Source organism: Pseudomonas sp. LBUM1659 (assembly GCF_059716045.1).
In genome coordinates, this window is record NZ_CP166797.1 from 883,385 (window position 1) to 909,830 (window position 26,446).

A 26,446-nucleotide genomic window follows, 5' to 3' on the forward strand; every position below is an offset into this window, starting at 1 on the left:
CGTAGGTAATGTAGTAAGTTAGGCCGGTGAATATCATGCGAAGCGCGCGCCATTAGCGGAGCTTGCTTCAGAGGGTAGTTAATTGAACGATATGGCAAAGAATCTGATCCTGTGGTTGATCATCGCGGCTGTCCTGGTGACAGTGATGAACAACTTCTCCAGCCCTAACGAGCCGCAGACCCTCAACTATTCCGACTTCATCCAGCAGGTCAAGGATGGCAAGGTCGAGCGCGTAGCAGTTGACGGCTATGTGATTACCGGTAAGCGCACTGATGGCGACAGCTTCAAGACCATCCGTCCGGCAATCCAGGACAACGGTCTGATCGGCGATCTCGTGGACAACCACGTCGTGGTCGAAGGCAAGCAGCCTGAACAGCAAAGCATCTGGACTCAACTCCTGGTCGCAAGCTTCCCGATCCTCGTGATCATCGCCGTGTTCATGTTCTTCATGCGGCAGATGCAGGGTGGTGCGGGCGGCAAGGGCGGGCCGATGAGCTTCGGCAAGAGCAAGGCGCGCCTGCTCTCCGAAGATCAGGTGAAAACCACCTTGGGTGACGTTGCCGGGTGTGACGAAGCCAAGGAAGAAGTCGGCGAACTGGTCGAGTTCCTCCGTGATCCGGGCAAGTTCCAGCGTCTGGGTGGTCGTATTCCACGCGGTGTGCTGATGGTCGGTCCTCCGGGTACCGGTAAAACCTTGCTGGCCAAGGCGATTGCCGGCGAAGCGAAAGTGCCGTTTTTCACCATCTCCGGTTCCGATTTCGTTGAAATGTTCGTTGGCGTCGGTGCAAGCCGTGTTCGCGACATGTTCGAGCAGGCCAAGAAGCACGCGCCATGCATCATCTTCATCGATGAAATCGACGCCGTTGGTCGCCACCGTGGCGCCGGCATGGGCGGCGGTCACGATGAGCGCGAGCAGACTCTCAACCAGTTGCTGGTAGAGATGGACGGCTTTGAAATGAATGACGGCATCATCGTTATCGCTGCAACCAACCGTCCGGACGTATTGGACCCGGCATTGCTGCGTCCAGGCCGTTTCGACCGTCAGGTTGTGGTGGGTCTGCCAGACATTCGTGGTCGCGAACAGATTCTTAAGGTTCACATGCGCAAGGTGCCAATGGGTGACGACGTCGCTCCGGCAGTGATCGCTCGCGGTACACCTGGTTTCTCCGGTGCTGACCTGGCTAACCTGGTGAACGAGGCCTCCTTGTTCGCAGCCCGTGCCGGCAAGCGCATCGTCGAAATGAAAGAGTTCGAACTGGCGAAAGACAAGATCATGATGGGCGCCGAGCGCAAATCCATGGTCATGTCCGAGAAAGAAAAGCAGAACACCGCTTATCACGAAGCCGGTCACGCTATCGTTGGTCGCGTCGTGCCAGAGCATGATCCGGTTTACAAGGTCTCGATCATTCCGCGCGGTCGTGCGCTGGGTGTGACCATGTTCCTGCCGGAAGAAGATCGTTACAGCCTGTCCAAGCGTGCGCTGATCAGCCAGATCTGCTCGCTGTACGGCGGCCGAATTGCTGAAGAAATGACCCTGGGCTTCGATGGCGTCACCACAGGTGCCTCCAACGACATCATGCGTGCCAGCCAGATTGCGCGGAACATGGTGACCAAGTGGGGCTTGTCGGAAAAACTCGGTCCGTTGATGTATGCCGAAGAAGAGGGCGAAGTGTTCCTCGGTCGCGGCGGCGGTGGTCAGAGTGCAAGCTTCTCCGGTGAGACAGCCAAACTGATCGATTCCGAAGTGCGCAGCATCATTGATCAGTGTTACGGCACGGCCAAGCAAATCCTCACGGATAACCGCGACAAGCTTGATGCCATGGCAGATGCCTTGATGAAATACGAGACGATCGATGCTGATCAGATCGATGACATCATGGCGGGTCGTGCGCCTCGCGAACCTCGTGACTGGTCAGGCGGTACCGGTACTTCCGGGGCACCTCCGGTGGTGCAGGATGAGCGTCCGGAAACACCGATCGGCGGTCCGGCTGCTGACGTATAAGGTTTGAAATGACTTCTGTTCAGTCCTCGACCCGGTTGCCTTGCGGCAACCGGGTTCTTGATTTGGCCCAGACGCATGTCATGGGCATACTCAATGTCACTCCTGATTCCTTTTCTGATGGCGGCCGATACAGCCAGCTCGATGCGGCTCTGCGCCACGCCGAGTCGATGGTGGCGGCAGGTGCGACGCTGATTGATGTCGGTGGCGAGTCAACCCGTCCAGGTGCCCGGGCGGTTTCACCGCTTGAGGAGCTGGAGCGCGTAGCGCCTATCGTTGAGCGCATCAGTCGCGAACTGGATGTGATTATTTCTGTCGATACCTCCACCCCGGCGGTTATGCGCGAGACTGCGCGGTTGGGTGCTGGCTTGATCAATGATGTGCGCTCGCTACGTCGAGACGGTGCCCTGGATGCTGCGGCAGCCACCGGGCTGCCCGTGTGCCTGATGCATATGCTCGGTGAGCCGGGTGACATGCAGGACAATCCGTTCTACCAGGACGTCACCAAAGAAGTGGGCGAATTTCTCGCTGAGCGCATGGCTCAGTGCGCGTCGGCGGGAATCCCATCGGAGCGGATTATTCTTGATCCGGGTTTTGGCTTCGCGAAAACCTTGCAGCACAATCTAAGCTTGTTTAAGCATATGAAAGCCTTGCATGTCTTGGGGCGGCCTCTGTTGGTCGGGGTTTCGCGAAAGAGCATGATTGGTCAGGCCTTGAATCGCCCGGTTGGGGAGCGTCTGTACGGTGGTCTGGCGCTCGCAGCGCTGGCTTCGGCCAATGGGGCGCGTATATTGCGCGTCCATGATGTAGCCGAAACAGTGGATGTGGTGCGGATGATCGCCGCAGTGGAATCAGCCGAATAAAAATGATGGAGCACTTATGAGTAAAAAATACTTTGGCACCGACGGTATTCGTGGCCGGGTCGGTGAATACCCGATCACTCCTGATTTCATGCTCAAGCTCGGTTGGGCTGCGGGCATGGCGTTCCGCAAGATGGGCGCCTGCAAGGTGTTGGTAGGCAAAGACACCCGAATCTCTGGTTATATGTTCGAGTCGGCACTCGAGGCCGGTCTTACGTCGGCAGGCGCTGACGTGATGCTGCTGGGCCCGATGCCTACACCGGCGATCGCCTACCTGACGCGCACCTTTCATGCCGAAGCCGGTATCGTGATCAGTGCCTCGCACAATCCTCACGATGACAATGGCATCAAGTTTTTTTCCGGAAAGGGCACCAAGCTTCCGGATGAAGTCGAGTTGATGATTGAAGAGTTGCTCGATACGCCGATGACCGTGGTTGAGTCGAGCAAGATCGGTAAAGTGTCACGTATCAACGACGCCTCTGGCCGTTATATCGAATTCTGCAAAAGCAGCGTCCCGACCAGCACCAGCTTCGCGGGCCTGAAGATCGTCATCGACTGCGCCCACGGCGCGACCTACAAGGTTGCCCCGAGTGTGTTCCGTGAGTTGGGGGCTGAAGTCGTTGTGCTGTCCGCTCAACCTAACGGCCTGAACATCAATGACAATTGCGGTTCGACCCATATGGGTCAATTGCAGGCTGCCGTATTGGCCGAACACGCCGATCTGGGTATCGCATTCGATGGTGACGGTGATCGCGTCCTGATGGTCGATCATACGGGTGCCATTGTTGACGGTGACGAGCTGCTTTACATCATCGCCCGCGATCTGCATGAGCGAGACATGCTGCAAGGTGGCGTGGTCGGTACGTTGATGAGTAACCTGGGGCTGGAGCTGGCCCTGGCTGATCTGTCGATTCCATTTGTGCGCGCCAACGTTGGCGACCGGTATGTCATCGCTGACTTGCTTGAGCGCAACTGGTTGGTGGGTGGTGAGAACTCGGGGCATATCGTCTGCTTTAACCACACTACTACTGGTGATGCGATAATAGCGGCATTGCAGGTTCTGATGGCGCTGAAAAGGCGCTCCGAAGGTCTGGCGCAGGCTCGTCAGGCGCTTCGTAAGTGCCCGCAGGTGCTGATCAATGTCCGATTTGGCGGTGGTGCGAATCCGCTCGAGCATCCTTCGGTCAAGGAGGCCAGCGATCGCGTCACCAAGGCTATGGCGGGTCGTGGTCGTGTGCTCTTGCGCAAGTCCGGGACAGAGCCATTGGTGCGTGTCATGGTCGAAGGCGAGGACGAAGCACAGGTTCGCGGTTACGCCGAAGAGCTGGCAAAACTCGTTACTGAAGTTTCTGCCTGAATTCGGCTTGCCAGCCTTGATTGTGTTGGGTAACATCTGCGCCCACTTTGACCGACGAGGTACAGCATGCGTCGCCCTATGGTAGCTGGTAACTGGAAGATGCACGGTACCCGCGCCAGCGTCGCTGAGCTGATCAACGGCCTTAGTCATCTGGCCTTGCCGAGCGGTGTTGATGTAGCGGTATTCCCGCCTTGCTTGCATATCAATCAAGTGATTGATGGCTTGAAAGGAAAGTCGATTTCGGTCGGCGCGCAGAACTCTGCGGTGGAATCCGGGCAGGGCGCATTGACCGGTGAAATTGCGCCGAGTCAGTTGGTGGATACAGGCTGTTCCCTGGTGCTTGTCGGGCACTCTGAGCGCCGCCAGATAATGGGCGAGCGAGACGAGATGCTGATTCGCAAGTTTGCAGCGGCACAGGCATGTGGCTTGATTCCGGTGTTGTGTGTAGGGGAGACCCTTGAGCAGCGCGAAGCCGGGAAAACTCTTGAGGTTGTCGGGCGTCAGCTGGGCAGTATCATAGAGGAGCTGGGTGTCGGTGCTTTTGCAAATGCAGTAATCGCTTACGAGCCGGTCTGGGCCATTGGTACCGGGCTGACTGCTTCGCCGCAACAGGCGCAGGATGTGCATGCAGCCATTCGCGCTCAGTTGGCGGCAGAGAATTCTGAAGTCGCACAAGGTGTGCGGCTTCTATACGGCGGCAGCGTGAAGGCGGCCAATGCGGTCGAACTGTTCGGCATGCCGGATATCGATGGGGGGCTCATTGGTGGAGCTTCCCTGAATGCAGACGAGTTCGGTGCGATCTGTCGCGCCGCGGGAAACTGAAAAAATGCTGGAAACAGTCGTAGTCGTTTTTCATCTGCTGGGTGCATTGGGCGTAGTTGCTCTGGTATTGCTGCAGCAGGGTAAAGGTGCGGATGCTGGCGCGTCTTTCGGAGCAGGTGCTTCAAATACTGTGTTCGGAAGCCAAGGTTCCTCTACCTTTCTTAGTAAGTTTACTGCTATACTTGCCGCAGGTTTTTTCATAACCAGCTTAGGGTTAGGTTACTTTGCTAAAGAGAAAGCTCACCAGCTGACTCAAGTAGGTCTCCCAAATCCAGCGGTGTTGGAAGTTCCAAAGCAGCAACCGGCTTCTGATGATGTCCCGGTGCTTCAAGAGCAAAAGTCGGCTAATCCAGCGACTGACGTACCTCCAGCTCAAGAGCAAAAGTAAGAAGAGTTTCAAGCGTAGTATTGCCGAGGTGGTGGAATTGGTAGACACGCAACCTTGAGGTGGTTGTGCCCATAGGGTGTAGGGGTTCGAGTCCCCTTCTCGGTACCAATTATCAGGAGAGCCCGCTGTTGCGGGCTTTCTTGTAGGTGGAAGGTTACATTGACCCTGTCAGGGATCGGTCGTATACTTCCGCCCCAGCTTTGTCGCGGGGTGGAGCAGTCTGGTAGCTCGTCGGGCTCATAACCCGAAGGTCGTCGGTTCAAATCCGGCCCCCGCAACCAGTTTAAGGAGCCCCTTTTAAGGGGCTTTTTGTTAGCTGGACACTTTCTACGCCGCTGTTCGACGGCGTTTCAAGGATGGGCGTTTCGCCCATTTTTTTATTTTGCATAGCATGCACATACATGCACGAGGGGGTTCAGGTGTCGAGCAAGCTAGAAGAGTTGCAGGCCTTGTTGGCCCCGGTGGTCGTGGCCCTGGGCTATGAATGCTGGGGTATTGAGTTTTCGGCTCAGGGTCGTCACTCGATGTTGCGCGTTTATATCGATAAAGAGGGCGGCGTGCTGGTGGACGATTGCGCCATTGTCAGCCGTCAGATCAGCGGTGTCCTGGATGTTGAAGATCCGATCGCCGTTGAATACACCCTTGAAGTTTCCTCGCCTGGCATGGAACGCCCGCTGTTCACTATTGAGCAGTTTGCAAAATTTGCCGGTGAACAAGTGAAGATCAAGCTGCGCTCGCCTTTTGAAGGACGACGCAACTTTCAGGGCCTTCTGCGCGGTGTAGAAGAGCAGGACGTCGTGGTGCAGGTAGAAGACCATGAGTTCCTGTTGCCGATCGATATGATCGACAAGGCCAACATTATTCCCAGTTTTGACTGAGACGCGGATCCCGCGGATCCAATGGCTTGCGAAAGGCGAGGCGTACGATGAGCAAAGAAGTACTGCTGGTTGTTGAGTCGGTATCCAATGAAAAGGGCGTACCGGCAAACGTAATTTTTGAAGCGTTGGAGCTGGCTCTGGCCACTGCTACCAAAAAGCGTTTTGAGGACGAAGTCGATCTGCGTGTGGAAATCAATCGCCACACCGGTGCTTACGAGACATTCCGTCGCTGGACGGTTGTCGAAGAAGCAGACCTGGACGATCCGGCCATTGAAACCTGGCCTAGCAAGGTTGCCGAAACGCATCCTGGTTCCAAGGTTGGTGATGTAGTCGAAGAAAAAATTGAATCCATTGAGTTCGGCCGTATCGCTGCACAGACTGCCAAGCAAGTCATCGTGCAAAAAGTTCGTGAAGCCGAGCGCGCTCAAGTCGTTGACGCCTATCGCGAGCGCCTGGGGGAAATCATCTCCGGCACCGTGAAGAAAGTGACCCGCGACAACGTGATCGTCGATCTGGGCAACAACGCTGAAGCGTTGCTGGCTCGTGAAGACATCATTTCTCGCGAAACCTTCCGTGTCGGTGTGCGCCTGCGTGCGCTGCTCAAGGAAATCCGCACCGAGAACCGCGGCCCGCAGCTGATCCTGTCGCGTACCGCGCCGGAAATGCTGATCGAGTTGTTCCGCATCGAAGTGCCGGAAATCGCTGAAGGCCTGATCGAAGTAATGGCTGCGTCCCGTGATCCGGGTTCGCGCGCCAAGATCGCGGTCCGTTCCAAGGACAAACGCATCGACCCGCAGGGCGCTTGCATTGGTATGCGCGGTTCGCGCGTCCAGGCAGTGTCGGGTGAGTTGGGCGGTGAGCGTGTGGACATCGTCCTGTGGGACGACAACCCGGCTCAGTTTGTGATCAATGCAATGTCGCCGGCTGAAGTGGCGGCAATTATCGTTGACGAAGATGCCCATGCAATGGACATCGCCGTTGGCGCAGACAATCTGGCTCAGGCCATTGGTCGCGGTGGTCAGAACGTGCGTCTGGCTAGCCAATTGACTGGCTGGACCCTGAACGTGATGACCGAATCGGACATCCAGGCTAAGCAGCAAGCAGAAACCGGCGACATCCTGCGCAACTTCATCGACGAGCTGGAAGTCGACGAAGACCTGGCACAGGTGCTGGTAGATGAAGGCTTCACCAGCCTGGAAGAGATTGCCTACGTACCGTTGGAAGAAATGCTCAACATCGACGGCTTTGACGAAGAAACCGTCAACGAGCTTCGTGCTCGTGCCAAGGATCGTTTGTTGACCAAAGCCATCGCTACTGAGGAAAAGCTGGCAGACGCCCATCCGGCCGAAGACCTGCTCTCGCTTGAGGGTATGGACAAGGATTTGGCGATGGAACTGGCGGTGCGCGGCGTAATTACCCGCGAAGACCTGGCCGAGCAGTCTATTGACGACCTGCTCGACATCGACGGCATTGACGATGATCGTGCCGGCAAGTTGATCATGGCCGCCCGAGCCCACTGGTTCGAGTAATTAGGCGCGGCCTGAGGAGAGAAGTGCATGACGCAAGTCACGGTGAAACAACTGGCCGATGAGGTCAAAACACCGGTAGAGCGCCTGTTGCAGCAGATGCGTGAGGCAGGTCTGCCGCACACCGCCGCCGAAGAAAATGTGACTGACAGTGAGAAGCAATCTTTGCTGACTCATTTGAAAAGCAGCCACAAGGCGAAAGTGGAAGAACCACGCAAGATCACGCTGCAGCGTAAAACCACCAGCACCCTGCGTGTTGCTGGCAGCAAAAGCATCAGCGTTGAAGTCCGTAAAAAGAAAGTTTTCGTACAGCGTAGCCCGGAAGAAATCGAAGCCGAGCGCAAGCGGGAACTGGATGAACGTCGCTCAGTAGAAAGTGCTGCTCGTCAGAAGGCTGAAGAAGAAGCCAAGCGTCGCGCCGAAGAAGAAGCGCGTCGCCAGCCTGCTGCTGCGCAAACCGCTACTACCGCCGCTGTTGCGGCGCCTGCTGCAGTTGCCGAACCCGTGCGTGAAAGCGCTCCGGTTGTAGCCGCTGCTCCAGCGCCGTCTGCCGATGTTCGCAACAAGCAGAATGAACAGCGCCGTCCGGACAAACCACGTGCCGACGATAACAATCGTCGTGGCAGTGGCGATGGTGAGCGCAAAAACGCTCCGCATCGTGCTTCGGTCAAAGAGAAAGCGCCTGCTCCACGCGTTGCCCCACGTACTACCGACGAAGAAAGCGATGGCTTCCGTCGTGGTGGTCGCGGCAAGGCCAAGCTGAAGAAACGCAACGCTCACGGTTTCCAGAGCCCAACCGGCCCTGTCGTGCGTGATGTGCAGATCGGCGAGACCATCACTGTTGGCGATCTCGCCAATCAGATGTCGGTCAAGGCTGCTGAAATCATCAAGTTCATGTTCAAACTGGGTACTCCAGCGACCATCAACCAGGTGCTTGATCAGGAAACTGCTCAACTGGTAGCCGAAGAGCTGGGCCACAAAGTGACCTTGGTCAGCGACACCGCCCTGGAAGATTCCCTGGCCGAGTCCCTGAAGTTTGAAGGTGAGACGTTCTCCCGTGCGCCAGTCGTGACCGTAATGGGCCACGTTGACCACGGTAAGACGTCGCTGCTCGACTATATCCGTCGTGCCAAGGTAGCTGCTGGCGAAGCCGGCGGTATCACCCAGCACATCGGTGCGTACCACGTTGAAACTGATCGCGGCATGGTCACTTTCCTCGATACCCCGGGTCACGCCGCGTTTACCGCAATGCGTGCCCGTGGTGCCAAGGCGACTGACATCGTGATCCTGGTCGTTGCAGCGGACGACGGCGTAATGCCGCAGACCATTGAAGCGGTCCAGCACGCCAAGGCTGCCGGTGTTCCACTGGTCGTTGCTGTGAACAAAATCGACAAGCCGGGCGCTGATCTCGATCGCATCCGTAGCGAACTCTCGGTTCACGGCGTGACTTCGGAAGAGTGGGGCGGTGACACCCCGTTCGTATCGGTTTCGGCGAAAGTCGGTACTGGCGTGGACGAGTTGCTCGAAGCTGTTCTGCTGCAAGCTGAAGTTCTGGAATTGAAAGCGACTCCTTCGGCTCCTGGCCGTGGCGTTGTGGTTGAATCGCGTCTCGACAAAGGTCGTGGCCCGGTTGCAACCGTTCTGGTTCAAGACGGTACCCTGCGCCAAGGCGACATGGTGCTGGTCGGTTCGAACTACGGCCGTGTACGTGCCATGCTCGACGAGAACGGCAAGCCGATCAAGGAAGCCGGTCCTTCCATCCCTGTCGAGATCCTCGGCCTGGACGGTACCCCGGACGCTGGCGATGAGATGAGCGTGCTGTCGGACGAGAAGAAAGCCCGTGAAGTGGCTCTGTTCCGTCAAGGCAAGTTCCGCGAAGTCAAACTGGCTCGCGCTCACGCTGGCAAGCTGGAAAATATCTTCGAAAACATGGGTCAGGCAGAGAAGAAGACGCTCAACATCGTCCTCAAATCCGACGTCCGTGGTTCGCTGGAAGCGTTGAACGGTGCCTTGAACGGCCTGGGTAACGACGAAGTGCAAGTGCGTGTTGTCGGTGGCGGTGTCGGTGGTATCACCGAGTCCGACGCCAACCTGGCACTGGCCTCCAACGCTGTATTGTTCGGCTTCAACGTGCGTGCCGATGCTGGCGCTCGCAAGATCGTCGAGCAGGAAGGTCTGGATATGCGTTACTACAACGTGATCTACGACATCATCGAAGACGTCAAGAAAGCCCTCACCGGTATGCTGGGCAGCGATGTTCGCGAGAACATCCTGGGTACCGCTGAAGTGCGTGACGTGTTCCGTTCGCCGAAGTTTGGCGCGATCGCCGGTTGCATGGTTATCGAAGGTGTTGTTCACCGTAACCGTCCAATCCGTGTACTGCGTGAAGACATCGTTATCTTCGAAGGCGAGCTGGAATCCCTGCGCCGCTTCAAGGATGACGCTTCCGAAGTACGTGCCGGCATGGAATGCGGTATCGGCGTGAAGAGCTACAACGACGTCAAAGTCGGTGACAAGATCGAAGTCTTCGAGAAGGTTCAGGTTGCTCGCAGCCTCTAACTTGCGCACTTCAAGGGCCACGGTGAGCCGCCGCATGCAGATGCGCGGCACAGCGTCAGGACTCTAAACGCAACGCCCGGTCTGGCTTTTGTCAGGCCGGGCGTTTGCCGCTTTCAGACCCCTCGGGTTTCACCGTGGGGCAGTAACAGGTAACAAGACATGGCAAAAGAATACAGCCGTACCCAACGTATCGGCGATCAGATGCAGCGTGAGCTGGCACAGCTGATCCGTCGTGAAGTCAAAGACCCGCGCGTCGGCCTGGTCACCATTACCGCTGTTGAAGTCAGCCGTGACGTCGGTCACGCCAAGATCTTCATCACCGTGATGGGGCAGGACAACGCCGAAGACATCGCGCAAAGCATCAAAGTGCTCAACTCCGCCGCTGGTTTCCTGCGCATGCAGTTGGCTCGCGAAATGAAGTTGCGCAGCGTTCCTCAGCTGCACTTCCACTACGACGAAAGCGTCGTGCGTGGCGCGCACCTGTCGGCCCTGATCGAGCGTGCGGTGGCTGAAGACAATCAGCACCCGGTAGCCGCTGAACCCGAAGACGCCAAGGAGTAATCGGTGGCTCAGGTCAAACGTATCCGTCGTAACGTCAGCGGCATTATCCTGCTCGACAAACCGCTGGGGTTCACCTCCAACGCCGCGTTGCAGAAGGTTCGCTGGTTGCTGAACGCCGAGAAGGCCGGGCACACCGGCAGTCTCGATCCGCTGGCCACCGGCGTGTTGCCGTTGTGCTTCGGTGAGGCGACCAAGTTTTCGCAGTACCTGCTCGACTCCGACAAGGCTTATGAAACCCTGGCGCAACTGGGCAAGACCACCACCACGGCCGATGCCGAAGGTGAAGTTTTGCTGGAACGCCCGGTGACCGTTGGTCGCGCCGATGTCGAAGCTGTTTTGCCGGGTTTTCGTGGGCAAATCAGTCAGATACCGCCGATGTACTCGGCGCTCAAGCGTGATGGGCAGCCGCTGTACAAGCTGGCCCGTGCTGGCGAAGTAGTGGAGCGCGAACCGCGTTCTGTTACTATTGCGCGCTTGGAATTGCTGGCCTTCGAGGGTGATACTGCGCGGCTTGCGGTGGATTGCAGCAAAGGCACCTATATCCGCACCCTGGTGGAGGATATCGGTGAGCAACTCGGTTGTGGCGCTTACGTGGCTGAATTGCGACGTACCCAGGCCGGGCCTTTCACGCTGGCGCAGACGGTCACGCTTGAAGAGTTGGAAGCAGTACATGCCGAAGGCGGCAACGAAGCGGTCGACCGCTTCCTGATGCCATCGGACAGCGGCCTGCTGGATTGGCCGCTGTTGCAGTTCTCGGAGCACAGCTCGTTCTACTGGCTTAACGGCCAACCGGTACGAGCCCCGGATGCACCGAAGTTCGGCATGGTACGGGTACAGGATCACAACGGTCGCTTCATCGGTATCGGTGAAGTGAGCGAAGACGGGCGCATCGCGCCGCGTCGACTGATTCGGTCAGAATGACCGGACGAGGGTGGCTGTCAACAGGCACGGTCACTACTCATTTTTAGATACAGGGATTTGTCCCTGGCCTGTTGAAACCGTCCTCTGGATGGTTTCCTGATAAAAGGATTGCCTCATGGCTCTCGACGTTCAAGAAAAAGCTCAAATCGTAGCTGACTACCAGCAAGCTGTTGGTGACACTGGTTCGCCAGAAGTGCAAGTTGCACTGCTGACCCACAACATCAACAAGCTGCAAGGTCACTTCAAGGCCAACGGTAAAGATCACCACTCCCGTCGTGGTCTGATCCGCATGGTAAACCAGCGCCGTAAGCTGCTGGACTACCTGAAAGGCAAGGATCTGGGCCGTTACCAGGCTCTGATCGGTCGCCTGGGTCTGCGTCGCTAATAAGCGATTGCGCTAGAGGTTGGTTGTTTGCTGTGTGTCAGCGGGTTTCCCGCAGGCACATGGCAGGCTCCCAGCCTCAAGTTTTATCTGGATAGTCGTTTTACCCTGGACAGGCGTTGGGCCGATTCCCGACATTGCCCAAGAATTTCGCAAGAAGACAAGTTCCCCAAGAGCCACAAAAGAAGGTAGGACACCGTGAACCCGGTAATCAAAAAATTCCAGTTCGGTCAGTCGACCGTTACCCTCGAGACTGGCCGTATCGCCCGTCAGGCCTCCGGCGCAGTATTGGTCACCGTTGACGACGACGTCAGCGTATTGGTGACCGTAGTCGGTGCCAAACAAGCCGATCCAGGCAAGGGCTTCTTCCCTCTGTCCGTTCACTACCAGGAAAAGACTTACGCTGCCGGTAAGATCCCTGGCGGTTTCTTCAAGCGTGAAGGCCGTCCTTCCGAGAAAGAAACCCTGACTTCCCGACTGATCGACCGTCCGATCCGTCCGCTGTTCCCAGAAGGCTTCATGAACGAAGTGCAGGTTGTCTGCACCGTCGTTTCCACCAGCAAGAAGACCGATCCGGACATCGCTGCGATGATCGGTACCTCGGCTGCCCTGGCCATCTCCGGCATTCCTTTCGATGGCCCGATCGGCGCTGCCCGCGTTGCGTTCCACGAAAGCACCGGTTACCTGCTGAACCCGACTTACGAACAACAGAAAGCTTCGAGCCTGGACATGGTCGTTGCCGGTACTTCGGAAGCCGTGTTGATGGTTGAATCGGAAGCCAAAGAGCTGACCGAAGACCAGATGCTGGGTGCAGTACTGTTTGCTCACGACGAGTTCCAGGTGGTGATCAACGCTGTCAAAGAACTGGCCGCTGAAGCAGCCAAGCCAACCTGGACCTGGGCTCCACAGCCAGAAGCCACCGCACTGCTGGGCGCTATCCGTGCCGAGTTCGGCGACGCGATCTCCCAGGCTTACACCATCACCATCAAGGCCGACCGTTACGCTCGTCTGGGCGAACTGAAAGACCAGGTGGTTGCCAAGCTGTCCGGTGAAGAAGGTCAGCCTTCTTCCAGCGAAGTCAAAGCTGCTTTCGGCGAAATCGAATACCGCACCGTTCGCGAAAACATCGTAAACGGCAAGCCACGTATCGACGGCCGCGACACCAAGACCGTACGTCCTCTGAACATCGAAGTCGGTGTTCTGCCAAAGACCCACGGTTCGGCACTGTTCACCCGTGGCGAAACCCAGGCTCTGGTAGTCGCGACTTTGGGTACTGCCCGTGACGCACAACTGCTGGACACCCTGGAAGGCGAGAAAAAAGACCCGTTCATGCTGCACTACAACTTCCCTCCGTTCTCGGTAGGTGAGTGTGGTCGCATGGGTGGTGCTGGTCGTCGCGAAATCGGTCACGGTCGTCTGGCCCGTCGTTCGATTGCAGCCATGCTGCCTGCTGCTGACGTGTTCCCGTACACCATCCGTGTTGTGTCGGAAATCACCGAGTCCAACGGTTCGAGCTCTATGGCTTCGGTCTGTGGCGCTTCCCTGGCCCTGATGGACGCTGGCGTTCCGATGAAGGCACCGGTTGCCGGTATCGCCATGGGTCTGGTTAAAGAAGGCGAGAAATTCGCCATCCTGACCGACATCCTGGGTGACGAAGACCACCTGGGCGACATGGACTTCAAAGTAGCCGGTACCGCCAAAGGTGTTACCGCGCTGCAGATGGACATCAAGATCAAAGGCATCACCGAAGAAATCATGGAAATCGCTCTGGGCCAAGCCCTGGAAGCGCGCCTGAACATCCTCGGTCAGATGAACCAGATCATTGGCCAGTCGCGTACCGAACTGTCGGAAAACGCTCCGACCATGATCGCGATGAAAATCGACACCGACAAAATCCGTGACGTTATCGGTAAAGGCGGCGCGACCATTCGTGCGATCTGTGAGGAGACCAAGGCTTCGATCGACATCGAAGACGACGGCTCGATCAAGATCTTCGGCGAAACCAAGGAAGCGGCTGAAGCGGCACGTCAGCGCGTACTGGGTATCACCGCTGAAGCTGAAATCGGCAAGATCTACGTCGGTAAAGTTGAACGCATCGTCGACTTCGGCGCATTCGTCAACATCCTGCCAGGCAAGGACGGTCTGGTTCACATCTCGATGCTGAGCGACGCTCGTGTTGAGAAAGTGACCGACATCCTGAAAGAAGGTCAGGAAGTGGAAGTTCTGGTACTGGACGTGGACAACCGCGGCCGTATCAAGCTGTCCATCAAAGACGTAGCAGCAGCCAAGGCTTCGGGCGTTTAATCACTCCCCACGCCTGACCGCTTCAACGTTATAAAAAATGCCCCGCAGTGAACACTGCGGGGCATTTTTTTTATCTGCGAAACAGGGTGTGAAGTTGCTGGCCTTCGAACCCGGTGCTAGGTTTAGCCCACTGCCCGTGTAGCTCAGTTGGTAGAGCAGCGCACTCGTAACGCGAAGGTCGCAGGTTCGACTCCTGTCTCGGGCACCATTCCCTGTTGTTTCACCTTTGCGCTCAAAGCCCTTCCAGCGTTTTTTGTCGAATTGATGTAAAAGTCCATATAAATCGTCAACCAAACGTCCTATATTCGGTGCTTGTACACGTACCACTTTGCAGTTTTCAGATGATCCCCGAATGGTTCTGAAGGCCAGACAAACCGGGCTTTTACCGGTTTTTTGCGTCAGAGAGATCCTTGATGATCCAGATCCATCTTCCATTCCCCAGATCAGCGAGAACGACATGACCGTTAAAGAATTGACCCAAGAAGCCAGACACGAAGAAGCGCTCAAGAAGTACTTGCTGGATACGCCCCAGCTTGCCGAAGAGATCAAGGACCTGCCGGCCGACGATCAGAAAGACCAGATTCAATGGGCGTTCGAGGATGAGGCGGAGTCTCAGGGCTTGCAGCCGTGGGAATTGACGCTCAAGTACACCTCGACCCCGGAAGAGTACGAGGCTGCGCGCCTGGTGCTGCACAAGGAGGCCGCCGAGGTGCTGGGTGTCGAGTGGGAAGAGTATTGCGAAATGAACAATCTGGTGGTCTGACCTGCGGGAGCGAGCCTGCTCGCGTAGCGATGAGTCAGACGACAAGTATGTCGACTGATACGCCCCCATCGCGAGCAGGCTCGCTCCCACACTTTTCGATCAGAGGCTGAGTCGCATCGACAGATCGACAGCCTTCACGTCCTTGGTCATCGCGCCAATCGAAATGTAGTCCACCCCGGTTTCGGCGATCGGCAACAACGTACTTTCGTTGATCCCGCCGCTGGCTTCCAGTTTGGCTTTGCCTGCGTTCAGGCGCACGGCTTCGCGCATGTCATCCAGGCTCAATTCATCGAGCATGATGATGTCAGCACCCGCCGCCAGAGCTTCTTTGAGCTCGCTCAGGCTTTCCACTTCGATCTCCACCGGTTTGCCCGGGGCAATCTTGTGCGCGGCGTTAATGGCTTCAGGGATGCCACCGCTGGCGGCGATATGGTTTTCCTTGATCAGGAAGGCGTCATATAGGCCGATGCGGTGGTTGTGGCAGCCGCCGCAGGTCACGGCGTACTTTTGTGCCAGACGCAGGCCGGGCAGGGTTTTGCGGGTGTCGAGCAACTTCACTTGGGTGTTGGCGACAAAATCCGCCAGATACTGCGCACGCGTGGCCACGCCCGACAGCAGTTGCAGGAAATTCAGTGCACTGCGTTCGCCGGTGAGCAGCGAACGCGCCGGGCCTTCGAGGTGGAAAAGCGCCTGATTGGGTTTTACCCGTTCGCCGTCACACACCTGCCAATGCACCGCGACCCGTGGGTCCAGTTGCCGGAAAACCGCATCAACCCACGCAGTGCCGGCAATAACGGCGGCATCACGAGTGATGATGGTGGCTTTTGCCAGGCGTTCGGCCGGGATCAACTGCGCGGTGATGTCGCCGCTGCCGATGTCTTCGCGCAATGCACGGCGTACGTTGGCTTCGATTTCGGCGGTCAGGTCGGCGAGACGTAGATTCGGCATAACGGACTCCACAAACAAAGTGGTCCGATTATAGGGCCATGGCACGAGTCAACCCAAGGTCTCATAGACTTTCCATTCGCGGCAAGTGATCGCATACGGAGGGGCTATCGCGGCATACTGGGCGCCAACACAGTCGCCGCTGAAGGAACCTGTATGCAGTTGGACCCCGCGAGTGGTTGGTGTCAGGGCGTGCGTTTATGCCCCTCACCCAACTTCAATGCGCGCCCCTCGGGCGAAATTTCCCTGCTGGTGATCCACAACATCAGCTTGCCGCCAGCGCAGTTCGCCACCGGCAAAGTGCAGGAATTCTTCCAGAATCGTCTGGATGTCACAGAGCATCCTTATTTTGAAGGCATTGCTGACTTGCGGGTATCAGCGCACTTTCTGATTGAGCGTGACGGCACTGTCACTCAGTTTGTCTCTTGTAGTGAGCGTGCCTGGCACGCCGGTGTTTCGAGTTTCGAGGGCCGGGAAACCTGTAACGATTTTTCGGTGGGCATCGAGCTTGAAGGCACGGATGATCTGCCGTTCACCGATGCTCAGTATCTCGCGCTGACGGCTTTGACCCGACAACTGCAAAACGCCTACACCGGCATCACTGCGCAGCGCATTTGCGGGCACAGCGACATCGCGCCGGGGCGCAAGACCGATCCGGGACCGGCGTTCGACTGGGCACGCTATCGCGCGGCCCTGGCAAAAGAGGAAGGACAATGAGTTTTCTGGTGTTGCTGTTGGCGGTGTGGATCGAGAAATTCTCGGCACTGCGCCATCGGGTCCAGCGTGATGGCGGTTGGGTGCGCGAGTTGAACAAGCTTGAGGTCACGCCACGTCTGATCGACCGGCCATGGTTGATCCTGGTCATTATGGTGTTGCTGCCAGTCGCATTGCTGGGGCTGCTGCTGGTGGTGCTGGACCCCGTAGCCTATGGTCTGCTGGCGTTACCGGTGCATTTGCTGGTGGTAATTTACAGCCTGGGCCGCGGCGATCTGTTGGCCGGCCTCGGGCCATTTCGCGATGCCTGGCGCCGGGAAGACCTGCAAGCCGCTGAGCATGTGGCCGAACGTGACCTGGATATTTGCGCCGACAGTGCCGAGCAATTGCTGGAGCGGGTCGAGGCGCACCTGCTGTGGGAGGCTTACCAGAGTTTCTTTGCAGTCATTTTCTGGTACTTCGTGCTGGGGCCGGTTGCCGCCCTGAGTTATCGCTTGTTGGCACTGACCGAAGAGCATGGGCAGATCCCGGCCGTGGTCGAGCGCGCGGCACAATTGCGTCACGCCTTTGATTGGGTGCCCGTGCGGTTGCTGGCGATGAGTTTTGCATTGATCGGCAACTTTGTGGCGGTCAGCCGGGTCATGCTGCATGAGTTACTGAACTGGAACATCAGCGCCGCTCAGTTGATCGAGAAAGTCGGACTGGTAGCCGGTGAAATTCCGGCACCGGTCGTCGGACCGGATGGCATCAACAGCCTGGACCGGATCTGGGAGTTGCTGCTGCGCGCGGCGGTGCTCTGGTACGCCGGTTTTGCGTTGTGGACTGTCCTGCCTTAACGCAATACAACCCCCACTGTGGCGAGGGAGCTTGCTCCCGTTGGGGTGCGAAACACCTCCGTTAACCTTAAGTTACAAAACATCCTGCCGATTTAAGATATACAGGGATAGCGCTGAGTAGTGGCTATCTGCCGCCGGTCTGTGCGTGCCAAATAAAAATAAGAATTCAAAGGGAGACTTCCAGTGAAGAGCTTGCTCTATCCCGCCGTCGCGCTGATGAACCGCCTGAGCTTCGGCATGAAGTTCAGCCTGATCAGCGTGCTGTTCCTTGTGCCCATGCTGGTCACCAACTTTTATCTGGTGCGCGACTCCTATCGTGAATTTCAGGGCACGCAAGTCGAACTGCAGAGCCTCGACCTGCTGGGCAGCGGCCTGACCCTTCGGCGAGACCTGGAAACCCTGAACAATCTGGTACAGATCAACGTCACGCTGGGCCAGTCCGGCAAGGCCGGCAATGTCGAGTCGAAAATCGGCGCGCTGGAGCAAAGTATCCTGGCGCGCCTGCAAGGGCTGACGGCGATGACCACTGATCCGGAGCAGATCACGGCTTTCGACGGCAAACGCGATGAAATGGTCGCTGCATTCAGGGCCCAGCAATCGGAATCCTCCCTGCAAAGCAAAAGTGGAATGATCAGCAAACTGCTCGGCAACGCGCAGATTTTCAGCCAGATGATCGCCACTCAGGCCGGCCTCAGTCGCGACAGCCAAAGTGACATGCGTCAACTGAGCGAGCTGATTACCAGCGTCACCCCACCTGTGACCCAACTGCTGGGAGAAGGCCGGGCGATGGGTTCCTTTTCGCTGGGGCAAGGCTTTATCAACTCTGCGTCGAGCAATCGATTTGATGAGCTGTTGGCGCAGATCGAAAAGCTTCAGGGCGAATACGGCCTGAAGTTGCAGGACGCCTTGGGCTCAAGCAAGGCGGCGCGCGAAACCCTGGCTGCGCAAGCTGATAGCAGCAAGGCCTCGCTGAAAAAAGCCAGTGAGTTGTTCGAAGAAAAAGTGGTGATGGCGGACACACTCGATACACCCTGGCAGAGCTTTTACGATCAGGTCACCGGCCTGATGGACCAAACGTACCAACTCAACGAAGCCACACTGAAGTTCCTCGGCACCCAGTTGCAGCAGCGACTGGAGCAAAACCGCACCCATATGGTCTTGCAGGCCGTGGCGCTGTCGGTGGTGTTTGTGCTGATTTTCTACCTTTACGGCGGCTTCTACGCTTCAACCCGCACCACCCTCAAGCGGCTTGGCGAAATGATGGACACGGTCGCTGCCGGCGACATGACGGTGACCTTCCGCGCTGAAAGCCGCGATGAGCTTGGCGAGTTGGGCGAGGTGTTCAACGGCACCGTGAAGAAAATCCATGACCTGATCGAGCGTGTCGGGAAGACCGTGAATGAGGTCGAGCGTCAGGCCGGGCAGGTTCAAAGTGTTTCTACCCAGAGCAACCAGGCAGTGGCCGGGCAGCGTACGCAGATTGAGCAGGTTGCCACGGCCATGAACCAGATGTCGGCCACCTCCCTTGAGGTGGCGCGCAGTGCGGCTGCCGCGGTCAGCAGCGCCCACAGCGTCAACGACGAGACCATCAACGGTCGCGGGTTGGTGGCGTCCCAGCAGGGCAGCATCGCGCAATTGGCCAGTGAGATCGATCAGTCGGTGCTGGTGATCAATCAACTGGCCAGCGACAGCCAGTCCATCAGCCGCGTGCTGGAAGTGATCAAAAGCATCGCTGAGCAGACCAATCTGCTGGCCCTTAACGCGGCCATTGAAGCCGCGCGGGCCGGAGAGCAGGGGCGTGGTTTTGCGGTGGTGGCCGATGAGGTCCGGACGCTGGCCAAACGCACCCAGCAATCGACCGAAGAAATCGAACAGATGATCAGCAAGCTCCACAGCGGAGTCGGCGCGGCGGTGAAAGCCATGGGCATCAGCCATCAGGTGGCTGACGGCACGGTCGGACAGTCGGAAAAGGTCCAGCAGGCGCTGGAAAACATCCTCGGCGCCGTCGGCATGATCGTTGACCAGAACCAGCAAATCGCTGCTGCTGTCGAGCAGCAGACCGCCGTCGCCCATGACATCGATCAGAACATTGTCGAGATCAACCGTGCCGGTGAGCGCACCGCAGAGGGGGCGCACCAGACCGAGGATGCAAGTCGTGCGTTGTCGGCCCAGGTGGTGGAACTCAAGCACCTGATCAGCGCGTTTCGGGTGTAAAGAACCCTTGTGGGAGCCAGCTCGCTCCCACAGACGTTGCACACATTTTGTAGTACGTTTTCTTTTTTCGGGCAGATAATGGCCTGCTGGCCTCAGTGCTCTGATTTTTCGTCTTCAATGAAGGAGGATCATTCACTCGGGCTTGCCATGAGGAGGCACGGTTATGTCTGTCGCAAACATCGGAGTCCAGGGGCGCTGCGCCCATTGCGGGTGTACCTGTGTGCTCGAAGCCTGGCAACTCAACGCCATTGCAATCAACGAGTCGTTCGCCTGTACTCGCTGCCATAAAGCCTTGCAGTTGATCGACCCGAAACAGATCAAGCGCTTCAAGTCTCTCGACTCACTTGCCATGCTCCGGGCGAGTACCCTGGTGATGGTGTGCACTGCGGTCCTGGTGGCGTTGGTCATGGAATGGATCGGAATGCTCAGCGTGGTCGAACAACTGAATTTTTCACTGATCGCGATTCTCGTCTATTTCCTCGTCAATCAGTTCGCTCGGCACCGGCAACACCTCACGCTGATTCTGGAGGCCGCCAAGGCCCACGCCGACTGATTACCAGTTGAACAGCTCGCAGGCGTTGGCCGTGCTGGCGCTGGCCAGTTGCTCAGGGCTGATCGCCATGATCTGCGCCAGCGCCGAGCAAATGGCCGGCAGGTGCGCCGGGCTGTTGCGTTGACCGGGAAACATGGCTGGGGCCATGTCCGGTGAGTCGGTTTCCAGCACCACGGACTCGAGCGGTAATTCGGCGAGCACGCGGTGCATGCGCAGCGCTTGCGGCCAGGTCGCAGCGCCGCCCAGACCCAGCTTGAAACCAAGCTTGATGTACTCGCGCGCTTCTTCTTTGCTGCCCGCGAAGGCGTGGATGATCCCTGCACGTTTCAAACGAATTCGTTTCAGCGTGGCAATTACCGCCGCATGGCTGCGCCGTACATGAATCAACGCCGGCAGATTGAAGTCCACTGCCAGTTGCAGTTGCGCATCGAACAGCGCCTGCTGGCGCTCGCGGTCCAGGGTTTCGATGAAGTAATCCAGACCGATCTCGCCCACTGCGCACAACTGCCGATGGCCGGCCAGGCGCGTCAGCCAGTCACCGAGTTCCTGTAGATTTTCAGGTCGATGGTCCTCCAGATACACCGGGTGCAAACCGAATGCCGCATGCAGGTCGGGATCGCTTTGCACCAGGTCCCAGACACGCTGCCAATTCGCCTGATAGACCCCCAGCACCACCATTCGACGCACGCCCAGGGCGCGGCTTTCGGCCAGCAGCGCCGGACGATCCGCGTCGAAATCCGGAAAATCCAGATGAGTGTGGCTGTCGATCAGCTCCACGGTTCAGTCCCGGTGAATACGCTGCTTGAAAGTCCGCGCGATGGCCTGCACGCCGGGTTGGTAGTCGGACTGCTCGATGGCGGCCAGTGCGAGCTCAAGGGCTTTATCGGCGATCAACTGATGCTGCTGAGCCATGGCGTTGACCGGCAGCGGCAGGAAGTCCAGCAACTGCGTGTCGCCGAACGTACCCAGGCGCAACGGACGGGTTTTTAGCGGATAGTCGTGCAAGGCATCGAACACACCCTGAAGCAGCACGTAGGAGGTGGTCACCAGAGCATTCGGCAGATGTCCCAGACGCTGGAGCATTTCTTCCATCAACTGCTTGCCACACTCGCGGCTGAACGACTCACCGTGCTCGATCAACACCTCGCCTTGGAACCCGTCCAGCGCTTGTTTGAAGCCGGCTGCGCGTTCCTGGCTGATGCTCAACTCGGGGCGCGCGCCGATCAAGGCGATCTGCTTGGGCAACGGGTCCAGTAGACTGCGGGTCAAGTGCAGGCTGGCCTCGCGATCATCACTGATCACCGAGCAGAAATGCTCGGGCTCCATGACCCGGTCGATGGCGATGATCGGAATACCTTTGGCCTGCAACTGGCGATAGCTGTCGTCACCCGTCGGCAGGCAACTGGCGACGATCAGCGCATCGCAGCGCCGGGCACGGAATAGTTTCAGCAATTGCCGTTCACTGTCCGGCGCATCGTCGGAGCTGGCGATCAGCAATTGATAGCCGCGCGCCCGGGCGCCTTGTTCCAGCAGTTTGGCGATTCGTGCGTAACTGGGGTTTTCCAGGTCCGGCAGAATAAAGCCCAAGGTGCGCGTGTGCCGACTGCGCAACCCGGCCGCTTGAGGATTGGGCGTAAAGCCGTGTTGTTCGACGACCGCGCGCACGCGCTCGACAGTGGCACTGCTGATGCGTTGCTGTTCGGCCTTGCCATTAATGACATAACTGGCGGTGGTTACGGACACACCGGCCAACTGTGCGATATCACTGAGTTTCAACTCGGGTTTCCTTGTTTTTCGGCCGACATTTTCGCCAATCCTACCCGAATCAGGCAGACGACTATTGCCCAGGCACATCCGACAAGTTGGGCTTCAAGGATGAGACATTTTCGAGTAACGTGCCAAGTATTCTAGATTAAACGTTTCAGCAGGCGTATTTTCGGGCTGTAAGCACCTTTGGCCGGTTCTGCCGTGAAACCGCCAAAAGTGAAGATTAAGCGCCTAAGCTGATCCATTCAAAACAATACCTGGCGTCATCAGACGCCAAAAAGGAGAAAGCATGCTCGAGCTCACCATAGAGCAGATTTCCATGGGCCAGTCGGCTGTGGACAAGTCCGCTGCGTTACAGTTATTGGCCGAGCATCTGGTCGCCGATGGCCTGGTTGCCGAGGGGTATCTGGTCGGTTTACAGGCGCGTGAAGCTCAGGGCTCGACCTTTCTCGGACAAGGTATTGCAATCCCCCACGGTACACCGCAAACCCGCGATCTGGTGTTTTCCACCGGCGTGCGGCTGATGCAGTTCCCCGAGGGCGTGGATTGGGGGGACGGCCAGATCGTTTACCTGGCGATCGGTATCGCGGCCAAGTCCGATGAGCATTTGCGTTTGTTGCAACTGTTGACCCGCGCCCTCGGCGAAACCGATCTGGGCCAGGCCTTGCGCCGTGCGAGCTCCGCCGAAGCCTTGTTGAAACTGCTGCAAGGCGCGCCGCAGGAGTTGGCGCTGGATGCACAGATGATTGGCCTGGGTGTGTCCGCCGATGACTTCGAAGAGCTGGTCTGGCGCGGTGCGCGTTTGCTGCGCCAGGCCGATTGCGTGAGCAACGGGTTCTCCGCCGTGTTGCAACAGGTCGAAGCGTTGCCGCTGGGCGACGGCTTGTGGTGGTTGCACAGCGAGCAAACGGTCAAGCGCCCGGGCCTGGCCTTCGTCACCCCGGACAAACCGATGCGTTACCTCGGCCAGCCGCTCAGCGGACTGTTTTGCCTGGCCAGCCTCGGTGAAGCGCATCAGGCCTTGCTCGAACGTCTATGTGCGTTGCTGATTGAAGGTCGCGGCCACGAATTGGGCCGCGCCACCAGCAGCCGCAAAGTGCTCGAAGTCCTCGGCGGCGAACTGCCGGCAGATTGGCCCAGCGCGCGCATCGCCCTGGCCAACGCCCACGGCTTGCACGCACGCCCGGCGAAGATCCTCGCGCAACTGGCGAAAAGTTTTGAAGGTGAAATTCGCGTGCGTATTGTCGACGGCCAGGACAGCGCAGTGTCGGTAAAAAGCTTGAGTAAACTGCTCAGCCTCGGCGCCCGTCGGGGCCAAGTGCTGGAAATTATCGCCGAACCAAGTATTGCCGCCGATGCCTTGCCAGCCCTGCTGGCTGCCATCGAAGAAGGCCTCGGTGAAGAGGTTGAGCCATTGCCGGCGCTAAGCCAACAGCGCGAAGAGATCGCCGATGTAGCCGAAGTGCTGCTTGCCCCGGCATCCGGCAGTGTGATTCAAGCCATCGCCGCGGCCCCGGGCATTGCCATCGGCCCGGCGCATATTCAAGTGCTGCCAATCATCGATTATCCGCTGCGCGGTGAATCCGCCGCTATCGAACGCGAGCGTCTCAAGCACGCATTGGCGCAGGTGCGTCGCGACATCGACGGCTTGATCGAACGCAGCACGTCCAAGGCCATCCGCGAGATTTTCATCACCCATCAGGAAATGCTCGACGACCCGGAACTGACCGATGAAGTCGACACCCGCCTCAAGCAAGGCGAAAGCGCCGAGGCGGCGTGGATGGCGGTGATCGAAGCGGCGGCCAAACAACAGGAATCGTTGCAGGACGCGTTGCTCGCCGAGCGCGCGGCTGATTTGCGCGACATCGGCCGGCGCGTGCTGGCGCAACTGAGCGGCGTCGAAACACCGAGCGAGCCGGACCAGCCTTACATTCTGGTGATGGACGAAGTGGGGCCGTCCGACGTGGCACGTCTCGATCCGGCTCGCGTCGCCGGCATTCTCACGGCTCGCGGCGGCGCGACGGCCCACAGCGCCATTGTCGCCCGAGCGCTGGGCATTCCGGCGCTGGTCGGTGCAGGGGCGGCCGTGTTGCTGCTGGCGCCGGGCACACCGTTGCTGATTGATGGCCAACGCGGCCGCCTGCATGTGGACGCCGATGCGCTGACCTTGCAGCGCGCCACCGAAGAGCGCGACACCCGCGAACAGCGCCTGAAAGTGGCCGCTGAACTACGTCATCAACCGGCGCTGACCACTGATGGTCACGCAGTCGAAGTGTTCGCCAACATTGGCGAAAGCGCGGGCGTCACCAGCGCGGTGGAGCAGGGCGCCGAAGGCATTGGCTTGTTGCGCACCGAACTGATTTTCATGGCCCACTCGCAGGCGCCGGACGAGGCCACTCAGGAAGTCGAATACCGTCGCGTCCTCGACGGCCTGGCCGGTCGGCCACTGGTGGTGCGAACCCTTGATGTCGGTGGCGACAAACCGCTGCCGTATTGGCCCATCGCCAAGGAAGAAAACCCGTTCCTCGGCGTGCGTGGCATTCGCCTGACACTGCAGCGTCCGAAAATCATGGAAGCGCAATTGCGCGCCTTGCTGCGGGCCGCCGACAACCGTCCGTTGCGGATCATGTTTCCGATGGTGGGCAGCGTCGATGAATGGCGTCAGGCGCGGGACATGACTGAACGCTTGCGTCTGGAAATCCCGGTCGCCGACCTGCAACTGGGGATCATGATCGAGGTGCCATCGGCCGCCTTGCTGGCTCCGGTGCTGGCCAAAGAGGTCGACTTCTTCAGCGTCGGCACCAACGACCTGACGCAATACACCTTGGCCATCGACCGTGGACATCCGACCTTGTCCGCCATGGCTGACGGTTTGCACCCGGCGGTGCTACAACTGATCGACATCACCGTGCGCGCGGCGCATGCCCATGGCAAATGGGTCGGGGTCTGCGGCGAGTTGGCGGCCGATCCGTTGGCGGTGCCGGTGTTGGTCGGACTGGGGGTGGACGAACTCAGCGTGTCGGGCCGCAGCATTGCCGAGGTCAAGGCGCGCATTCGCGAACTCAGCCTCGCCCAGACCCAAACTCTCGCCCGACAGGCCCTGGCCGTGGGCAGCGCCAATGAAGTGCGCGCATTAGTGGAGGCTCTGTAATGGCCCGGATTCTAACCCTGACCCTCAACCCGGCGCTGGACCTCACCGTCCAATTGCCGCGTCTTGAACCCGGTCAAGTCAACCGCAGCGACGCCATGCACACCCACGCCGCCGGTAAAGGCGTGAACGTGGCGCAAGTGCTGGCGGACCTTGGTCATCAGGTGACCGTCAGCGGATTCCTCGGGGAGGACAACCTCCAGGCGTTCGAAACCCTGTTTGCCAAACGCGGTTTTGTCGACGCGTTCATCCGTGTTCCCGGCGAGACTCGCAGCAACATCAAACTGGCGGAAAGCGACGGGCGCATCACCGATATCAATGGTCCGGGGCCGAGGGTGAGTGAGGCGGCGCAGCAGGCGTTGCTCGATCGCCTTGTGCTGATTGCGCCAGGTCACGATGCAGTCGTCGTCGCCGGAAGCTTGCCGTTGGGCGTCAGTGCGCGCTGGTTGCAGGCGTTGATTGTGCGCCTGAAAAAACTTGGGTTGAACGTCGCCCTCGACACCAGCGGTGAAGCGTTGCGTGCGGCGCTCAAGGCCGGACCGTGGCTGATCAAACCCAACACCGAAGAGCTGGCCGATGCGCTGGGTTGCGAGGTCGTTTCGGTCACGGCACAGGCGGAAGCGGCGAGCCGTTTGCACGCTCAAGGCATCGAGCACGTGGTGATCTCGCACGGGGCTGATGGCGTGAACTGGTTCAGTGTCGGTTCGGCGCTGCATGCCACGCCGCCCAAGGTCAGCGTCGCCAGCACGGTGGGCGCGGGCGATTCGTTATTGGCCGGCATGCTGCATGGATTGCTCAGCGCTGATACGCCAGAGCAGACCCTGCGCACCGCCACGGCGATTGCCGCGATGGCGGTCACCCAGATCGGTTTCGGCATCGGCGATGCCACGCAATTGGCGCAGCTCGAACAGGGTGTGCGCGTGCGCCCCCTGACAGAACAATAAGAGGG

At 58.5% G+C, this 26,446-nt stretch carries 22 protein-coding genes and 3 tRNA genes; 22 read left to right on the forward strand and 3 right to left on the reverse strand.

Annotated features, from left to right (window positions below):
* Positions 1–91 precede the first annotated feature (91 nt).
* The 16 genes from ftsH (at position 92) to ACA048_RS03955 (ending at position 15,320) form a co-directional block, all read left to right on the forward strand.
* On the forward strand, positions 92–2,002 hold the full coding sequence (gene ftsH / locus ACA048_RS03880) for an ATP-dependent zinc metalloprotease FtsH (RefSeq protein ID WP_497628009.1): 1,911 nt from the start codon (positions 92–94) through the stop codon (positions 2,000–2,002).
* Between the two features lie 8 nt (positions 2,003–2,010).
* Positions 2,011–2,862, forward strand: coding sequence for a dihydropteroate synthase (gene folP / locus ACA048_RS03885; protein ID WP_497628010.1), 852 nt, complete (start codon positions 2,011–2,013; stop codon positions 2,860–2,862).
* Between the two features lie 16 nt (positions 2,863–2,878).
* Positions 2,879–4,216, forward strand: a complete 1,338-nt coding sequence (gene glmM, locus ACA048_RS03890) for a phosphoglucosamine mutase (RefSeq protein ID WP_497628011.1) — start codon at positions 2,879–2,881, stop codon at positions 4,214–4,216.
* 66 nt (positions 4,217–4,282) lie between these two features.
* Positions 4,283–5,038: a triose-phosphate isomerase gene (tpiA, locus tag ACA048_RS03895; protein ID WP_497628012.1), complete on the forward strand. Its 756-nt coding sequence runs from the start codon at positions 4,283–4,285 to the stop codon at positions 5,036–5,038.
* 4 nt (positions 5,039–5,042) lie between these two features.
* Positions 5,043–5,426 carry a preprotein translocase subunit SecG gene (gene secG, locus ACA048_RS03900; RefSeq protein WP_109787598.1) on the forward strand — a complete coding sequence of 128 codons (384 nt, stop codon included), beginning with the start codon at positions 5,043–5,045 and terminating at the stop codon, positions 5,424–5,426.
* 22 nt (positions 5,427–5,448) lie between these two features.
* Positions 5,449–5,534: transfer RNA gene (locus tag ACA048_RS03905), tRNA-Leu, on the forward strand.
* Positions 5,535–5,630: 96 nt separating this feature from the next.
* Positions 5,631–5,707, forward strand: a tRNA-Met gene (locus ACA048_RS03910).
* A gap of 138 nt (positions 5,708–5,845) precedes the next feature.
* Positions 5,846–6,304, forward strand: coding sequence for a ribosome maturation factor RimP (gene rimP / locus ACA048_RS03915; RefSeq protein WP_010463487.1), 459 nt, complete (start codon positions 5,846–5,848; stop codon positions 6,302–6,304).
* A 47-nt stretch (positions 6,305–6,351) separates the two neighbouring features.
* Positions 6,352–7,833, forward strand: a complete 1,482-nt coding sequence (gene nusA, locus ACA048_RS03920) for a transcription termination factor NusA (RefSeq protein ID WP_007942874.1) — start codon at positions 6,352–6,354, stop codon at positions 7,831–7,833.
* A gap of 27 nt (positions 7,834–7,860) precedes the next feature.
* A complete protein-coding gene (infB, locus tag ACA048_RS03925) occupies positions 7,861–10,389 on the forward strand; it encodes a translation initiation factor IF-2 (protein WP_497628013.1) in 2,529 nt (842 codons plus the stop codon).
* 159 nt (positions 10,390–10,548) lie between these two features.
* On the forward strand, positions 10,549–10,950 hold the full coding sequence (rbfA, locus tag ACA048_RS03930; protein ID WP_007942872.1) for a 30S ribosome-binding factor RbfA: 402 nt from the start codon (positions 10,549–10,551) through the stop codon (positions 10,948–10,950).
* Positions 10,951–10,953: 3 nt separating this feature from the next.
* Positions 10,954–11,871 carry a tRNA pseudouridine(55) synthase TruB gene (truB, locus tag ACA048_RS03935; RefSeq protein WP_064679784.1) on the forward strand — a complete coding sequence of 306 codons (918 nt, stop codon included), beginning with the start codon at positions 10,954–10,956 and terminating at the stop codon, positions 11,869–11,871.
* Positions 11,872–11,986: 115 nt separating this feature from the next.
* A complete protein-coding gene (gene rpsO / locus ACA048_RS03940; protein ID WP_003176135.1) occupies positions 11,987–12,256 on the forward strand; it encodes a 30S ribosomal protein S15 in 270 nt (89 codons plus the stop codon).
* A 195-nt stretch (positions 12,257–12,451) separates the two neighbouring features.
* Positions 12,452–14,557 carry a polyribonucleotide nucleotidyltransferase gene (pnp, locus tag ACA048_RS03945; RefSeq protein ID WP_007942868.1) on the forward strand — a complete coding sequence of 702 codons (2,106 nt, stop codon included), beginning with the start codon at positions 12,452–12,454 and terminating at the stop codon, positions 14,555–14,557.
* 132 nt (positions 14,558–14,689) lie between these two features.
* Positions 14,690–14,765: transfer RNA gene (locus ACA048_RS03950), tRNA-Thr, on the forward strand.
* 249 nt (positions 14,766–15,014) lie between these two features.
* Positions 15,015–15,320 (forward strand): DUF6388 family protein, encoded by a 306-nt coding sequence (locus tag ACA048_RS03955; RefSeq protein WP_497628014.1) that lies wholly within the window; start codon positions 15,015–15,017, stop codon positions 15,318–15,320.
* A 99-nt stretch (positions 15,321–15,419) separates the two neighbouring features.
* On the opposite strand, the gene nadC is transcribed toward ACA048_RS03955, so the two are convergent.
* Entirely contained in the window at positions 15,420–16,268 is an 849-nt protein-coding gene (nadC, locus tag ACA048_RS03960) for a carboxylating nicotinate-nucleotide diphosphorylase (protein ID WP_223516391.1), read from the reverse strand.
* Positions 16,269–16,421: 153 nt separating this feature from the next.
* On the opposite strand from nadC, the gene ampD reads away from it, so the two are divergent.
* The 4 genes from ampD (at position 16,422) to ACA048_RS03980 (ending at position 20,582) form a co-directional block, all read left to right on the forward strand.
* Entirely contained in the window at positions 16,422–16,982 is a 561-nt protein-coding gene (gene ampD / locus ACA048_RS03965) for a 1,6-anhydro-N-acetylmuramyl-L-alanine amidase AmpD (RefSeq protein ID WP_497628015.1), read from the forward strand.
* Complete coding sequence (ampE, locus tag ACA048_RS03970) at positions 16,979–17,815, forward strand: regulatory signaling modulator protein AmpE (protein WP_497628016.1); 837 nt, start codon at positions 16,979–16,981, stop codon at positions 17,813–17,815. The genes ampD and ampE overlap by 4 nt, the downstream gene beginning before the upstream one ends.
* A 1,509-nt stretch (positions 17,816–19,324) precedes the next feature.
* Positions 19,325–20,029, forward strand: a complete 705-nt coding sequence (locus ACA048_RS03975) for a methyl-accepting chemotaxis protein (protein WP_411741848.1) — start codon at positions 19,325–19,327, stop codon at positions 20,027–20,029.
* 163 nt (positions 20,030–20,192) lie between these two features.
* Complete coding sequence (locus tag ACA048_RS03980) at positions 20,193–20,582, forward strand: hypothetical protein (RefSeq protein WP_497628017.1); 390 nt, start codon at positions 20,193–20,195, stop codon at positions 20,580–20,582.
* Here ACA048_RS03980 and ACA048_RS03985 read toward each other — a convergent pair whose 3' ends face one another.
* Both ACA048_RS03985 and cra read right to left on the reverse strand, forming a co-directional pair.
* Positions 20,583–21,359, reverse strand: a complete 777-nt coding sequence (locus tag ACA048_RS03985) for a TatD family hydrolase (RefSeq protein ID WP_497628018.1) — start codon at positions 21,357–21,359, stop codon at positions 20,583–20,585. It lies immediately after the preceding gene.
* A gap of 3 nt (positions 21,360–21,362) precedes the next feature.
* Positions 21,363–22,358, reverse strand: coding sequence for a catabolite repressor/activator (gene cra / locus ACA048_RS03990; RefSeq protein ID WP_497628019.1), 996 nt, complete (start codon positions 22,356–22,358; stop codon positions 21,363–21,365).
* A gap of 280 nt (positions 22,359–22,638) precedes the next feature.
* Between cra and ptsP the strand changes: the two genes are divergently transcribed.
* Both ptsP and pfkB read left to right on the forward strand, forming a co-directional pair.
* Positions 22,639–25,500, forward strand: coding sequence for a phosphoenolpyruvate--protein phosphotransferase (ptsP, locus tag ACA048_RS03995; protein WP_497628020.1), 2,862 nt, complete (start codon positions 22,639–22,641; stop codon positions 25,498–25,500).
* Positions 25,500–26,441, forward strand: a complete 942-nt coding sequence (pfkB, locus tag ACA048_RS04000) for a 1-phosphofructokinase (protein ID WP_497628021.1) — start codon at positions 25,500–25,502, stop codon at positions 26,439–26,441. Before ptsP ends, pfkB begins: the two co-directional genes overlap by 1 nt.
* Positions 26,442–26,446: the final 5 nt, after the last annotated feature.